Below are 13,998 nucleotides of genomic sequence, written 5' to 3'. Positions count from 1 at the left end.
ACAGCGATGTGAAGAATCACATCACTGGCTGCGAGGATGACACCTCACTGACGCGGCAAACAATTTAGCGAAAGCTAACCGAATGCGGAGCGGTAGTTCAGTCGGTTAGAATACCGGCCTGTCACGCCGGGGGTCGCGGGTTCGAGTCCCGTCCGCTCCGCCACTAATTTGAAGGCCTTCCCAGATGGGAAGGCCTTTTTGCTATGGGCGGTTTTGTCCATAAGAACCACAGATTTGCACAGCAGAGCCCAGTCGTGAGACTGGGCTCTGCTGTTTTTAGCGTGTTAAGCAGCCAGTGTTAGCATCTATCTAGAGGAAGAGAACTAAGACCCTGTTATCTCCTCCATTTTCTATCTATATCAAGCCCTTATCTGATCGATTACTGGCCATTTTAACTGGTTTACTTTTGGCCAAACTCTGTTAATGGTGCGCGATTAGGGTTGTATCTCGTTTATAACTCGGTAGAGTAAGGGCATCTTGAGTTTGCCTGTCCCGCGCCGAGTTTGCCGGGTTCCTGGTGTAACTTGGCCAGTTTTTATCAACCTTAAGTCAGTGGTATCGATATGGAACAAGTAAACAAGTCCACCTTCAGCGATGTACTGGAATATGTGCGTATGTCCCGTCGCCAGAACAAACTCAAGCGTGAAATTGCGGATAACGAGAAGAAGATCCGTGACAACCAGAAGCGCGTGCTGCTGCTCGACAACCTGAGCGACTACATCAAGCCGGGCATGAGCATTGATGATGTGCAGGCGATCATCGCCAACATGCGTGCCGATTATGAAGAGCGAGTGGATGACCACATCATCAAGAACGCCGAGCTCTCCAAAGAGCGTAAAGAGCTGAGCACCAAGCTGAAGGGCATGAGCTCTCACAAATAAGCGTTGCGCTTTCGCTTAAGAAACACCGGCCACTGGCCGGTGTTTTGTTATCAGCTCGGATCTCTGCCACTCCTGCAACAATCGGCTCCCCTTTTTAGAATTGCCCTGTTACCATCACTACAAAGCGGTCAATAGTTTCAAGCCATTGACTTGAAAAGACTAAGCTTGAGTGAAACACAATAAATTGCGCAACCATGGTGGGGCTGATATGGGCGCATCAGAACAGACGGATTTGACACAAGTGGCATCTCAAGATTCATCTGTCCAGACCTCGGACGGGAACCCAAAGCGCAAGCGTCGTCCCTGGTGGCGTTGGCTGTTCTGTTTTCTCTTTTTATTGTGCCTGGGGGCGGTGATCGCTCTGGTTGGCTATGAGATGAAAACCTCGAAGCTGCAATCTCAGGAGATTTCCCGCTATGCCGCCAAGCTCACCTATCAGGTCGAGCCTGGTCAGAGCAAGCAGATCGCTTTCCCTGAGGATGGCCCGTTCGACAAGCGGCTCGGCTATGTGCAACTGCCGATGATGCAGGAGCGTTTGCTGCAGCGGGGCTATGAAGTCAGCAAGCAGGTGCATTTCTCCGACGCGCTCTATGACTACGCCAGTCGTGGCTTCTTCGTGCCCTATACCGAGAAAGTGCAGGCCGGTTTGACGCTGCACGATTGCCGCGCCGAGCCCTTCTATCAATTCAAGTATCCGACCCATCACTATCCGGATTTTGACTCCATTCCGCCGCTCGTCATCCAGTCGCTGCTGTTTATCGAGAACCGCGACTTGCTGAGCAATGAAGAGCCGTTGGCGAACCCGGCGGTCGACTGGCCCCGTTTTGCCAAGGCGGCGCTATCTCAGGTGGGCAAGGCGCTCGATATGCAGGATCAATCTGCCGGTGGCAGTACCCTGGCGACCCAGGTGGAGAAGTATCGCCACTCGCCGGATGGCCTGACCCTGTCGCCGACCGAGAAGATCCGTCAGATGGCCTCTGCCAGCGTGCGGGCTTATCGTCTCGGGCCGGAAACCCTCGAAGCGCGCAAACTGGTCGCCTGGGCCTACCTCAACTCGGTACCGCTCTCGGCTGCGCCGGGATATGGTGAAGTGCATGGTCTGGGAGATGGTCTCTGGGTCTGGTTTGGTGCCAACGTCGATGACGTGAACCGTCTGCTGGATCCCGCCCGCAACCAGAATGCACCGCTGGCCGAACAGGGGCTTGCCCTGCGTCAGGTGGTCTCGCTGATGATTGCGCACCGCCGTCCTTCTTACTATCTGGCTCAGGGGCGAGAGGCATTGGCTACCCTGACCGACAGCTATCTGCGCCTGTTTGTGCAGGAGGGAATGATAACGCCGCCACTGATGGAGGCGGCGCTCAAGGCCAAGATTACGTTCCGTGACTTCCTGCAGTCCCCTGCTATCACCCGGGTGAACAACAACAAGGGGTTGCAGGTTGCCCGTACTCGCCTGAGCCGTCAGCTCGGGGTGCAGCTCTATGACCTCGACCGGATGGATCTGACCGCCGATACCAGCCTCAACATGCCGCTGCAGAACGAAATCTCCCGTTATCTGCAACAGCTGGCCGACCCGACGTTTGCCGCCCAGGTAGGGCTGTTTGGTGAGCGCCTGCTCTCGCCGGAGAAGACCGGCGATGTGCGCTACAGCTTCACCCTGTTCGAGAAGTCGCCGGAAGGGTTCAAGGTGCGGGTGCAGACCGACAACACCGATCAGCCGTTCGATATCAACGAAGGCTCCAAGCTGGAGTTGGGCTCAACCGCCAAGTTGCGGGTGCTGACTACCTATCTAGAGATCGTGGCCGAGCTGCACGACAACTATGCCGGGATGCCGGTCGAGAATCTGCGCAAGCTGGCTGCCGTCTCTCAGGACAACCTCAGCCGCTGGGCTATCTCCTATCTGATGACGGCTCAGGACAAGAGCCTGCCTGTGATGCTGGAAGCGGCGCTGGATCGCAAATACTCCGCCAGCCCCAACGAAGGGTTCTTTACCGGTGGTGGCATGCACACCTTCAACAACTTCCGCCGCGAGGATAACAATCGCATTCCGACGTTGCGTGACTCTCTGCGTGAGTCGATTAACTTGCCCTTTGTACGGCTGATGCGCGATATCGTGCGCTACAGCCTCTACAAGGAGGGCAACCGTGCCCAGCTGCTCAAGGATGACAAGGATCCCCGTCGTCAGGAGTATCTGGCCAAATTTGCCGACAAAGAGGGCCAGACCTATCTGCTGCGCTTCTGGCGCAAATATCGCGGCAAGACCCCCGAGGAGCAACTCGATACCTTCCTCGACGGTCTCAAGCCGAGTGCGGTACGTCTGGCGGCGGTTCACCGCTACCTGATGCCGGAAGCCAGCGAAGCCGCATTTGCTGCCTTCCTGGCGGAACGGTTGCCGCGGGAGAAGCTGAGTGCGAAACGGGTCAATCAGCTCTATGTGAGCTATGGACCGGGCAAGTATTCACTGCCGGATCAGGGCTACATCGCCCGGGTTCACCCGCTGGAGCTGTGGCTGCTGGCCTATCTCAAGGAGTTCGACAAGGCGACCTTTGCCGACGCTGTGGCGGCCAGTCGTGACGAGCGGCAGGAGGTTTACAGCTGGCTGTTCAAGACCCGTCATCGCAGTGCCCGTGACAGCCGGATCCGCACCATGCTGGAGGTTGAAGCCTTCCTCGATATCCATCAGCGCTGGGCCAAGCTGGGTTATCCGTTTGATCATCTGGTGCCTTCGCTGGCGACCGCGTTGGGTAGCTCCGGCGATCGCCCGGCTGCACTGGCCGAGCTGATGGGGATTATCCAGAATGGCGGTGTCCGCTCGCCAACCTTGCGTATCGAGCATCTCTCGTTTGCCAAGGGGACGCCCTTCGAGACCGAGTTTGAGCCGCAGCACACCGAGGGAACCCGGGTGATGCCGGCAGAGGTGGCGGCCGCCCTGCGCAGTGCGCTCTCCAAAGTCGTTGAAGGGGGTACGGCAAGACGTATCGCCGGTGCCTTTACCCTGCCGGACGGCACTGTGCTGCAGATGGGGGGCAAGACCGGAACCGGGGATAACCGGATTGAAACCGTGGGTCGTTATGGCAACGTGACCAGCTCGCTGGCGCGCAACCGCACCGCGACCTTCGTTTTCTATCTGGGTGAGGATCACTTCGGTACCCTGACCGCCTATGTACCGGGTAGCCAGTCTGACAAGTTCCGTTTCACCTCTGCGCTGCCGGTGCAGGTGCTCAAGGGGATGGCTCCCCTGCTGACGCCTTACCTGCAACCTAGCTCCCATACCCAGTGTCTGGCGAACCAGTGATGCGAGCGAATTACCGCTCATCACGCAGATAACTGACCAGAAAAAACGGGGAGGCTGACAGCCTCCCCGTTTTTATTTCCTCATCGGACGCAGCCGCGCTCGATTGCGATCAGGCGTTCAGTACGAACTGCTCGATCACCTGAGCCACGCCATCTTCATCATTGCGGGCAGTGGTGTGCTGGGCGAGAGCCTTGATCTCGTCGGTGGCATTGCCCATCGCAACCCCGAGGCCTGCGTATTCGATCATGTGGCGATCGTTGCCCGCATCCCCGACGCAGATCACCTGAGCGGCGGTCAGGCCTAAGTGCTCGGCCAGTGCGGCCACGCCTGTTCCCTTGTTGCTCTGCTTGTTCATGAACTCGAGGAAGAAGGGGGCGCTCTGTACCACGGTATAGCGCTCATAGAGCTCTGCAGGCAGTCGCTCGATGGCGCGGGAGAGCTGGGGCGGCTCGTCGATCATCATCACCTTCATGATCTGTTCGTCGGCAGGCAGGGTGGCGAAGTCGATCAGATTGATCGGCATGCCGATCAGGCGGGATTCGTGCTCTGTGTAGGTGCTGACACGGGGACTGATGAGGCCCTGGGTGACCGAGAAACCATGGACGTTCACTTCCAGCTCGTCAGCCAGTCTGGCGACGGCGCTGGCGTCACGGCCGGTCAGCAGCTGGCTGCGGATGATGCGCTTATCGGCCACCTGTTGCACCAGGGCGCCGTTGTAGCAGATGACGTAGTCATGCTCTGTGGTGAGGCCGAGCTCTTCCAGATAGCGGCTCATCCCTTCCAGCGGGCGGCCGGAGGCCAGCACAACGGTTACCCCTTTGGCGCGCGCGGCACTGATGGCGGCGTGGGTGCGGGGAGTAATCTGGCCCTGCGGGTTGAGCAGGGTGCCATCCATATCCAATGCGATCAGCTTGTACATCTCTCACTACCTGAGTCTGGGTGGCCCGCCCGGTGGGGCCAAGGAAGTGGCGAGTGTAGCGAAAATCGGCGGCGGGATCACGGCCGGTTCAGCGATGGGGCCGTGCCGGTTGCTCTATTTGTGCCCCTCGTAAGGGGTCATCTCCAGGGTTTCATCATGGATGGTCAGGCGGGTAGGGCCTCGGGTGATGGTAACCTTGCGTTTGAAGCTGGCCATCTCGACCTCGATGCCGGAGTAGAGGTGCTGGGTGGCAATGACCTCCATCTGAGCCATCAAGTTTCGCAGCTCCTCCTGGTTGGCGGTGAGCTGCTCATCGAGCTGGGCCAGTTCGGCCAGCTGATGGTCCCGGATCGGTTTGAGCTTGCGCAGGGTATCCGGATTGCGCTTGTCGCTGGGCAGTTGCAGCAACTTCATGACCAGCTCCTTGATTTTCTCCAGCTGGGCCTGACACGCCTGCTGACGCAGCTTGAGCTGGTGTTCCTGCTCCTTGTGGGTGAAGTAGCCGCCAAGGATCTGCAATCGGGTATGGTTGGCGGCCTCGGCCCCCAGGCTGGGAGCCATGATCAGGCGATTGGCAATACTGGTGCCCCCCAGCAGAGTGCCTTTGCGCATGTTGCTATCGCCCACCTTGATATCTTGTCCGCTGCGGGAGTAGCAGTGGCTGAGCTGGCTCTGGATCTGGATATCCCCCCCCGCTTCCAGCTGGGCATACTGGGCGTAGCTGGCGTGGATCTCCCCTTGCGCATTGAGCTGGCAAAGGTACTCCCCCTGCTCGTTGCGGCGGCCAATGATGCCGTGGCGTACCGTGATGCTGCCCCCCGCCTCGATCCAGCCTCCTTCGATAAAGCCGCCAATCACGATGTCACCGCTGACCCGGATCTTCATGCCCGGGTTGACGTCGCCGCTGACGATTAAGCCCCCTTCAAAATCAATATGGCCGTGGCGGGCATCCACCTGTTTGACGCTGAGCACCTCGTCCACCTTCATGCCCGCTTTCTCCTGACAGGGCAGGCCAGCCCGACCGGCAATCAGCAGGTCGGGATCGTCGGGGGAGATGAAGGTGCCCTCGCCAGCGCTCATCGGACTGTCTTTGCCATCCTTGGCGGGCAGGTCCTGACCGGTCACGGTAAAACCGGGTACCCCGACGGTGGCCGGATGACGGCGCATCAGCGGAGCGCCTGCCTTGACGGTGACGATGGAGCCGAGATCCCGCAGGTCGACCTTGCCATGCCCTAACTCCTGCGGTTTGAGGATCCGTTCGGCCGGGGTCTCCACCAGCCGCTCATAGCGAGTGTCCTGACCATTGACGGCAGGCTGGCCGTTGGCAATCACCAGCTTGAGCTGACTGCCGGGGGCGGCCTCCTTGGCTGACTGGATGGCAGCGGTGAGCAGTTGCTCACTCACCCCCTGTTTGATTTCGCTGATGGCGATCGCCTCTTTCAGCTGTTCCAGCGTCACATACTTGCCACCCCAGTCGGCAGTGATCTGGGCGATGGCGCTCATGCGATCCTTCTCCACGATTACGGCGAGTCGGGCATCCTGACGCTTGCCGACAGGGATGGGGTTGGCGGGGACGGGGGCGGCAGGGTTGGTGAGCAGGGTATTAAGCAGGCTGATGGCCTGTTTGATCCCCTCGGGCAGCGGCTGATAGCGGCGACAGTTGGAAGCGAGCAGCAGAGCCTGCACATCCTGTTCCGTGACAGGTTTGGTGAGACCGGCGGCAATCCGCAGGCAGACCAGTTCCATATCGCTTGATAGCAGCAACCACTCTTTGCTTAACACCGCATCTCCTTGCTGGATGAGAACGGAACGATCGGCTCGTTCCTCTACTGTCATTTAATCTCTCAATGATTAATAAAGCGAGTCACCAACCCTGAGAGTGGGCAGTATTCAGATATTTCCTCTGAATGGTCAATGAATTGAAGTTAAATCGGTGATGGCGGCCGGATAAATATGGGTGCTGTTTGGCAATGGCGTGAAAAGGCGGATCGCAGCGCCAGCAACATAGGGTCGCTGGCAGGGGCGGTAGTTATCAGCTGCGCTGGGCTGTTCTGGCCAGGGTGAGGTAATCGCCGAGTACCGGCTCACCCAGCATATGGCGGCGCAGCATGTCGAGGGCGGCAAAGGCGAGGATCTTGCGGCGGCTCTCCGGGTCGGGGTGGCTGACCTTGACCGTCTGACCGATGTGCATGCCATCGGCGCTGAGCAGCAGTGGCACCCCCTCTGTGCCCTCTCGCCCTATGGTCAGTTGCAGGCCCGCATCGGCGGTCGGCAGTTGCGCCAGCTCATCGGCCAGTTGCGTACTGAAGTTGGCCTCCAGCCGGGGATGGCCGTGACAAAGCGCCAGCAGCGCACCGCCACTCTCCCCCTCTAGCAGAGCCAGCGGTTTGCCTTGCAGCAGCGCCAGGATCTGCTGCGCCGGTTCCGTATCTCCGCTGCCAACCAGCCAGGGGCGGATCGTATCCAGCAGTCGGCGTTCGGCACTCTCCATATCAGCGGCACTGGCGCCGTGGCCGATCAGTTTCAGCTCGATAAGGGGCATGGAGGAGCGGTAACCCAGCTCAATACCAGCTGGCCAGGGGTTGCCATCCAGCATATCGCTGAGTGCCGACTCCGAGACGCCGAAGGTGTAAAAGCGACGCAGCTCGGTATCGATCTGTGCCCCGGCCAGCTGTTTGAGGCGCGGCAGAATTTGCTCACGCACCATCTGCTTGAATTCGAACGGCACGCCCGGGGTGAAGAAGAGCTGGCTCTGGCCACTTCGCACCACAAAGCCGCAGGCGGTGCCGACCGGGTTGTCGAGGATCTCGCTCCCCTGTGGCAGCCATGCCTGTTTGGCATTGCTTTGTGCCATGGGGCGGCCACGGCTGGCGTAGCGCGCTTCGATGGTAGCGAGCCAGTCGGGGAAGAGGGTGAGCGGCTGGTCAAAGGCTTCAGCGGCTGCCTGAGCGGTCAGGTCGTCGGCAGTGGGCCCGAGCCCGCCACACACCAGCACCACCTCGGCGCGGCTGGCACTCTCTTGCAGTACCGTTTTCAGGTCGGCGAGGTTGTCCCCCACCGTCAGGCGACGGCGTACCTGCCACCCCTGTTCCAGCAGCAGAGCGCTGAGCCAGGCCGCGTTGGTATCCACCACCAGACCCGTCACTATTTCGTCTCCGGTACTGATGATCTCGATACGCATGGCAGGCTCCTTGGATTAAACGGGTGGCAACGGTTGGCCTCGGGCCAACACAATCAGGCTTTGTTGTGCTCGAAGTAGTAGCTGATCCGGGTACGCGGATTGAGGTACTCGAACACGGCGGGCGGCAGCCGTTTGGGGTGGATCACCTTGGCGATCGACAGTTCGGCTTGCTGCAGGTCGATGATGGCGGCTTCCTGACGGGGAATGCGCGGATCGTAGACCAGCACCGAGGGGTAGAGCAGGCGGGAAGCGTTGACCGACATTACCAGCCCCACCTGACCATTGGAGAGTTGCACCACGCTGCCGGGGGGATAGATCCCCATCAACCGGATCAGCATGCTGAGGTACTCCGGATTGAACTGCGCCTTGCGCTGCTTGTAGAGGCCGCTCAGGGCCGAGTAGGGCACCTTGGCCTGCATGTGGCAGAGGTTATCGTACTCGTTGATCAGCGACACCATCTGGGTCAGCGGATCGAGCTGGCCACCCTTGAGCCCTTCCGGCCCGCTGCCATCGAGATATTCGTGGTGATGGAGCACGATCCCCTTCGCCTCGGCCGGGAAATCCTTGGCCAGATTGAGCAGATCCAGCCCGTAGCGCGGGTGCTGGGCCATCAGGTTCTGTTCCGGTTTGGTCAGCGGCTCGGTCTTGCGCAGGATCTGGCTCGGGATCTTCAACTTGCCGATATCGTGGAACAGCGCCCCCATGCCGACCTGACGGATCTCGTCGGCCGTCATGCAGCACTCCTTGGCCAGCAGCATGCTGAGCACGCTCACATTGAGGGAGTGGAAGTAGAGGTTGTTGCCATCCTCGCTGTCGGAGACCAGATGGAGCACCATCTCGTCCACCGAGAGCAGCTGTTCTGTCATGGCGTTGACCAGCTCCTGCGCCTCGCCGATGGCATTGAGGGGGCGGGACTGGATCTTGCTCATCACGCTGCGCACCTGCGCCAGCGACTGCTGGAACTGCTTCTCGCACTGCTGCAGGTTGCGGCGATAGAGTTGCAACTGCTCGATGCGGCGATCTTTCTCCTGCTGCATCTGGGCCTGACGCTGGGCGGCGTCTGCGCTCTCTTGTTGCTGAGGCTGTACCTGATTGAGAGGCTTGGGCGGAACGTCGCTCTTGTCGGGAATGATGGTGACCAGTTTCAGGCCGAGACGGCGGATCAGCTCGATCTCTTCTTCACTTTTGATCTTGAAGCTGGAAAACAGGAACGGGTGTTCGCGCCACCCCAGTGGCAGGGATACATAGTTGCCGACTTGCAGTCGATCTACGGAAATCTTGATACCGGTCATTATCTTGGAAGCAGGAGACACACTGAGCCGTATGCTAGTCAAAGGCGGGGGTGAATACAAAAGGTATCTGATGACAGGGCAGGAGCTTTATTATAGGCTTCTGGATGTCCAGACATATTTACTGATGCAGTACAGGGAGTAAGCATGCCGATCAAGATCCCGGATCAGTTACCCGCCGCCGAAGTGCTGGGGCAGGAGAACATCTTCGTGATGACGGAATCCCGGGCCGTCACCCAGAACATCCGTCCGCTGCGGGTGCTCATCCTCAACCTGATGCCAAAGAAGATTGAGACCGAGATCCAGCTGATGCGGATGCTCTCCAACTCGCCGCTGCAGGTGGATGTGGATCTGCTGCGCATCGATGACAGGGAGTCAAAGAACACGCCGCAGGCCCATCTGGAGAACTTCTATCACGACTTCGAGCAGGTGCGTGGCAACAACTACGACGGCATGATCATCACAGGGGCGCCGCTCGGGCTGGTGGAGTTCGAGGAGGTGGTCTACTGGCCGCGCATCGTCGAGATCATCGAGTGGTCCCATCAGCATGTGACCTCTACCCTGTTCCTCTGCTGGGCGGTACAGGCGGCGCTGAAAGCTTTGTATGGCATGGAGAAACAGACCCACGGCGAGAAGCTCTCCGGGGTTTACCGCCACCATCGCCTCGATGAGCACGAGCCGCTGCTGCGCGGTTTCGATGACGAGTTTGTCGCCCCCCACTCCCGTTACGCGGCGTTTGATGGCGATCTGATCCGTGCCCAGACCGACTTGCAGATTTTTGCCGAGTCAGAAGAGGCGGGAGTCTATCTGGCGGCGACCAAGGATTGTCGTCAGGTGTTTGTCACCGGGCACCCGGAGTACGATGCCCTGACGCTGGACGGGGAGTATCAGCGGGATCTGGCGGCAGGGCTCGAACCGGCCATTCCGGTCAACTACTACCCGAATAACGATCCGGGCAAGACCCCGCGCGCCAGCTGGCGCAGCCACGGTCATCTGCTGTTTGCCAACTGGCTCAACTACTACGTCTATCAGCTCACCAGCTATCGGGTGGAAGATATCGGCAAGGTCTTTACCTACGACCAGGGAGGCAAGTAGTCAGTCGCCCTGCGCCAGCCGCTGGGCCAGCTGGTCGAGCCATTGGCGGTGGCAGGCCAGGGTAAACGCCTTGGGTCTGTGGGCCTTGATGGCGGCCATCGCCTCTTGCTGTGGCTGGCCGAGGGTCATCAGCAGCGCGGCGGCGACCAGACCGGTACGACCGCTGCCCCCTTTGCAGTGGATGACCAGATGTTTGCCATCCCCCAGCAGCTCGCGCAGCTGCGGCAGCGCCTGTTGCCAGGCGGCCTCGAAGGCTGCATCGGGGGCCAGATCATCCTCGATGGGCAGATGGAACCAGCGCATCCCTTCGTGCTCGACCTGCTGGCCGAGCTGCGCCACTTCGAGTCGGATCAACTCGGCGTTTGTCATCAGGGTCACCACTCCGTGGGCACCGGCCAACCGCAGTTGATCGAGCGCCAGGGTCAGCGGCACCTGCTGGGTGCCGGGGCAGGGGGTCAGCAGCAGCTGACCGTCGACACGGGGAACCTCAAGGCTCCAGAAGGGGTGATACGGGTGCATGGCGGATCCTCGCGTGGTGGCCTCAGGGCTGCGGCCGGTGAATGGCGCCAAGGATAGGCGGGGCGGGGGGGATGTCAATGGCCGTTGTGTTTGCCCCGGTTTACGGGCAGAGTCTAAAAAATTGAGCGGTTCAAGGAGTTAAGATGAGAAACCTGGATCAACTGGATTTGGATATCCTGGCCCATCTGTTTCGGGATGCGGGCATGACCAACAAGGATCTGGCCGCGCTGGTGGGCGTTGCCCCCTCCACCTGTCTGGAGCGGGTGCGCAAGTTGCAGCAGGATGGCGTGCTCAAGGGAGCGCACTGCGAAGTGGATTATCAGGCCCTCGGTGGTCACATTCAGGCCATGGTCTCCCTGCAGCTGGCCCGCCACAGCCGCCAGATCATCGATGCCTTCCGCGATGCCATTCTGGCGCTGCCCGAAGTGATCAGTCTGTTCCACATGGGCGGCAAGGATGATTTTCTGGTGCACCTCTGTGTCTCTGATACCGAGCACCTACGCAACTTCGTCTTTGATCACTTCACCTCCCGCGAAGAGGTGGTGCACCTCGAAACCTCGCTGGTATTCGAGCACAAGTTCAGCCGCTCCCTTCCCTGCTTTCCCCAGCCATAACGGCCTGTGGGCCGACGGTATGGATAGATGGAAAAAACCGCCAGCTGGCGGTTTTTTCCATTCTGCTATGGGTTGAAGCAGCACGGGCGGCTCAATTGGCGGCGGTGCGTTCATCCTTGGCCGTCTGATAGAGGCTCTTCTGATAGGCCATGCTGCCCCACAGGGCAAGACCAAGGGCATTCTCCTTCAAGGCGTCCGGCTGCGCCGCCAGAGTCAGCTTCTCGCTGGCATTGTCGTAGACATAGCCCTCTGCCGCCCGTTCCGGTTGCAGGATCACCACATCCTTGCCGCGCATCAGGGCGAAGTTCTTGTCGTACTGCATGATGGCGCGCCCCGGCCAGTCGGCGGGCATGCGGGTCAGATCCTTGCCGAGCATGGGGTAGTCGGCACTGATCCCCATCAGGGAGAGCAGGGTCGGCGCCATGTCGATCTGGCTGACGATGCGCGGATCCTTTCTCGGCGCAATACCGTCGCCCACGATAACCCCCGGGATATGGAAGCGGGGAATGGGCACCAGACTGGCGCCACCGACCCGGCTGTCGTGATCGGCGATGACCAGAAACAGGGTGTCCTTCCAGTATTCGGACTGTTTCGCCCTCTTGAAGAACTCGCCGATGGCGTAATCCGCATACTTGGCCGCGTTGTTGCGGGTCTGCTTGGGCTGCTCGAACAGTTCGATGCGGTTGTCCGGGAATTCGAACGGATCGTGATTGCTGGAGCTGAACACCAGACTGAAGAAGGGTTTGCCCTCCTTGTGCAACGCCTTGAAGGTCTCGTCGGCCTTGGCCATCAGATCCTCATCGGAGGCGCCCCAGGAGCCCTTGAACACCGGATTGTCGAAATCCTTCTGTTCGACGATGGTGGTGAAGCCGTTGCCGAGGAAGAAGCTGCGCATGTTGTCGAAGTGACTCTCGCCGCCATAAATAAAGCTGGTGTCGTAACCCCGTTGTTTGAGCAGATCCGCGATGGTGAAGAAGTTGGTCTGGCTCTTGCCGAGTTTGACCACCGCCTGTGCCGGGGTCGGCGTGAAGCCGGTCAGTACTGCCTCGATACCGCGCACCGAGCGGGTGCCGGTGGCGTAGAGCTGCTCGAAGGCCCAGCCCTGCTGCGACAGGGCGTCGATGTTGGGGGTAAGCGGCAGGCCGCCGAGGGAGCCGACAAACTGGGCGCCCAGACTCTCCTGCAGCAGGATCACCAGATTCTTCGGTTTACCCTGGAAGCTCGCCTCATTGAAGGTCTGGCTGGGCAGCAGATCGGAGTTGAAATCACTGGCCGGACGGCCACTCTCCTTGCGCATGACCTCGAGCACCTTCTGAGGGGTCATCTCGCCGTAAAACTGGCCGGCATCCTCCTCGGCGCCCATCTGTTTGATGGCAAAGAAGAGGGAGTAGGCGGAGTTGACGGTGAGCGAGTTGACCAGCGGATCCTCGGCAAAGGCGACCATGGCCGGGTTCAGGGCGCGGTGGCCGAGACTGGAGCGGGCACCGAGAAAACCTATGGCCAGAATGAGCAGGGCGAAGGCCGGACGCAGATACCAGCGGGGGAAGCTGAGACCACGCACCAGACGGCCGCTCAGCCACCAACCGCTGGTCAGCGCGGCGCCACTGAAGAGTAACGCCAGCAGCAGCTCGGCTTTGCGGCCCGCCCACAGCATGGCGAACACCTCTTTCGGATAGATGAGGTACTCCACATAGAGGCGGTTGGGGCGCACGCCATACTCGGTGACAAACGAAGGGGTGGAGATCTCCAGGAACAGCATCAGCCAGAGTCCGACGGTCAGCCAGACGCGCATCAGTTGCAGCCAGCCTCGGCCGATGGCATGGGGGCCTGCCAGTAGCAGAGTGAGCATGGCGGGGACACCCCAGACCCAGCAGAGGGTCGCAAAGTCGACCCGGATCCCTTGCAGCAGCATCTCCTGCCAGCCGGCCACGGCATCCACCCGTTCCAGTTGCCAGAGACCGAGGGCGATTCGGCTGAAAGAGAGAGAGAAAAGCGCGAGCGCGCAGAAGACGGTGAAGGGCCAAAACGGGCCGAGTCGCTGTTTTAGATCTGTCATGTTTGTTCCTGAATGAGACTGTAAACGTCTGTCCACAGACGTTTTTTTAGTTGTTGTGAGGTTATGACAGATCGAATTGGTTAAGGTTGCATTCAAGTTTGTTAAAAGTCGGCATTAACACATTTATCATCTAAAAATGTGATGTCGCGCCA

10 protein-coding genes and 1 tRNA gene are annotated in these 13,998 nt (G+C 59.7%); 5 read left to right on the top strand and 6 right to left on the bottom strand.

Features of this window, described 5'->3' with window-relative positions; translation table 11 throughout:
* Nucleotides 1-86 precede the first annotated feature (86 nt).
* The 3 genes from BN1139_RS18090 to BN1139_RS18080 all read left to right on the top strand — a co-directional run bounded on the left by BN1139_RS18090 (nt 87) and on the right by BN1139_RS18080 (nt 4,173).
* Nucleotides 87-163, top strand: a tRNA-Asp gene (locus tag BN1139_RS18090).
* A 400-nt stretch (nt 164-563) separates the two neighbouring features.
* Nucleotides 564-881: a PTS system regulator TmaR gene (gene tmaR, locus BN1139_RS18085; protein WP_005336024.1), complete on the top strand. Its 318-nt coding sequence runs from the start codon at nt 564-566 to the stop codon at nt 879-881.
* 208 nt (nt 882-1,089) lie between these two features.
* A complete protein-coding gene (locus BN1139_RS18080) occupies nt 1,090-4,173 on the top strand; it encodes a transglycosylase domain-containing protein (RefSeq protein WP_005354982.1) in 3,084 nt (1,027 codons plus the stop codon).
* Between the two features lie 109 nt (nt 4,174-4,282).
* Here the strand turns inward: BN1139_RS18080 and yidA are convergent, their stop codons facing one another.
* The 4 genes from yidA to BN1139_RS18060 all read right to left on the bottom strand — a co-directional run bounded on the left by yidA (nt 4,283) and on the right by BN1139_RS18060 (nt 9,565).
* A complete protein-coding gene (yidA, locus tag BN1139_RS18075; protein ID WP_005354981.1) occupies nt 4,283-5,092 on the bottom strand; it encodes a sugar-phosphatase in 810 nt (269 codons plus the stop codon).
* 114 nt (nt 5,093-5,206) lie between these two features.
* Nucleotides 5,207-6,874, bottom strand: a complete 1,668-nt coding sequence (locus BN1139_RS18070; protein WP_013723432.1) for a DUF342 domain-containing protein — start codon at nt 6,872-6,874, stop codon at nt 5,207-5,209.
* A 250-nt stretch (nt 6,875-7,124) separates the two neighbouring features.
* Nucleotides 7,125-8,273 (bottom strand): competence/damage-inducible protein A, encoded by a 1,149-nt coding sequence (locus tag BN1139_RS18065; RefSeq protein ID WP_013723433.1) that lies wholly within the window; start codon nt 8,271-8,273, stop codon nt 7,125-7,127.
* 53 nt (nt 8,274-8,326) lie between these two features.
* The gene (locus BN1139_RS18060; RefSeq protein ID WP_005336014.1) at nt 8,327-9,565 is read right to left on the bottom strand and encodes a cyclic di-GMP phosphodiesterase; all 1,239 of its coding nucleotides are present in this window, start codon (nt 9,563-9,565) and stop codon (nt 8,327-8,329) included.
* Nucleotides 9,566-9,709: 144 nt separating this feature from the next.
* Here BN1139_RS18060 and metA point away from each other — a divergent pair, with 144 nt between their 5' ends.
* On the top strand, nt 9,710-10,657 hold the full coding sequence (gene metA, locus BN1139_RS18055) for a homoserine O-acetyltransferase MetA (protein ID WP_005363203.1): 948 nt from the start codon (nt 9,710-9,712) through the stop codon (nt 10,655-10,657).
* On the opposite strand, the gene BN1139_RS18050 is transcribed toward metA, so the two are convergent.
* Complete coding sequence (locus BN1139_RS18050; RefSeq protein WP_013723434.1) at nt 10,658-11,176, bottom strand: cyclin-dependent kinase inhibitor 3 family protein; 519 nt, start codon at nt 11,174-11,176, stop codon at nt 10,658-10,660.
* 143 nt (nt 11,177-11,319) lie between these two features.
* Here BN1139_RS18050 and BN1139_RS18045 point away from each other — a divergent pair, with 143 nt between their 5' ends.
* Nucleotides 11,320-11,790, top strand: a complete 471-nt coding sequence (locus tag BN1139_RS18045) for an Lrp/AsnC family transcriptional regulator (RefSeq protein ID WP_005336001.1) — start codon at nt 11,320-11,322, stop codon at nt 11,788-11,790.
* 91 nt (nt 11,791-11,881) lie between these two features.
* On the opposite strand, the gene BN1139_RS18040 is transcribed toward BN1139_RS18045, so the two are convergent.
* Entirely contained in the window at nt 11,882-13,846 is a 1,965-nt protein-coding gene (locus BN1139_RS18040; protein WP_013723435.1) for an LTA synthase family protein, read from the bottom strand.
* Between the last annotated feature and the right edge of the window lie 152 nt (nt 13,847-13,998).

It is taken from the genome of Aeromonas veronii bv. veronii, from assembly GCF_000820225.1.
GTDB classification, from domain to species: Bacteria; Pseudomonadota; Gammaproteobacteria; order Enterobacterales; family Aeromonadaceae; genus Aeromonas; species Aeromonas veronii.
The sequence above is the reverse complement of the archived record's forward strand: the minus strand, read 5'-3'. Positions and strand labels throughout refer to the sequence as shown.

Bases quoted from the DNA above. Each gene is read 5' to 3' on its own strand.
- tmaR (WP_005336024.1), top strand. From the start codon at position 564: ATGGAACAAGTAAACAAGTCCACCTTCAGCGATGTACTGGAATATGTG.
- BN1139_RS18080 (WP_005354982.1), top strand. From the start codon at position 1,090: ATGGGCGCATCAGAACAGACGGATTTGACACAAGTGGCATCTCAAGAT.
- yidA (WP_005354981.1), bottom strand. From the start codon at position 5,092: ATGTACAAGCTGATCGCATTGGATATGGATGGCACCCTGCTCAACCCG.
- BN1139_RS18065 (WP_013723433.1), bottom strand. From the start codon at position 8,273: ATGCGTATCGAGATCATCAGTACCGGAGACGAAATAGTGACGGGTCTG.
- BN1139_RS18060 (WP_005336014.1), bottom strand. From the start codon at position 9,565: ATGACCGGTATCAAGATTTCCGTAGATCGACTGCAAGTCGGCAACTAT.
- metA (WP_005363203.1), top strand. From the start codon at position 9,710: ATGCCGATCAAGATCCCGGATCAGTTACCCGCCGCCGAAGTGCTGGGG.
- BN1139_RS18050 (WP_013723434.1), bottom strand. From the start codon at position 11,176: ATGCACCCGTATCACCCCTTCTGGAGCCTTGAGGTTCCCCGTGTCGAC.
- BN1139_RS18045 (WP_005336001.1), top strand. From the start codon at position 11,320: ATGAGAAACCTGGATCAACTGGATTTGGATATCCTGGCCCATCTGTTT.
- BN1139_RS18040 (WP_013723435.1), bottom strand. From the start codon at position 13,846: ATGACAGATCTAAAACAGCGACTCGGCCCGTTTTGGCCCTTCACCGTC.